The sequence below is a fragment of the Nocardia spongicola genome (genome assembly GCF_047200775.1).
Taxonomy (GTDB): Bacteria; Actinomycetota; Actinomycetes; order Mycobacteriales; family Mycobacteriaceae; genus Nocardia.
Genome location: NZ_JBJZOO010000083.1, coordinates 1 through 269 on the forward strand (window position 1 = coordinate 1; position 269 = coordinate 269).

Genomic DNA, 269 nt, shown 5'->3' on the forward strand with positions numbered 1-269 from the left:
GCACCTTGCGGACAGGCCTGACACGGCCCGAAAAGCGCATCGAAAGCCTGGCTCGATCCCAACCGCATGCTGTACTCGTTCAGCTCCCCCAAGCCCGCGGCATTCGAGCCGAGCCATAGCGGAGCCAGCCCGACCAGCTTGTCCACCTTCGCCGCCCCACCGAGCCGCTTGATGAAGTAATTACCGTAGATATTGCCTTGAGAGTGGGAGACGATATCCACCCTGGTAGCCCCGGTCGCGGCGAGGACCCGATCCACGAAGGCGCCGAA

The 269-nt window shown here is 63.2% G+C and carries 1 protein-coding gene; it reads right to left on the reverse strand.

Annotated elements, in window-relative coordinates; all coding sequences use genetic code 11:
- Nucleotides 1-257, reverse strand: a 257-nt coding sequence (locus ACL02S_RS24305) for an esterase/lipase family protein (RefSeq protein ID WP_412804816.1), incomplete at its 3' end; no start/stop codon positions are given.
- Nucleotides 258-269: the final 12 nt, after the last annotated feature.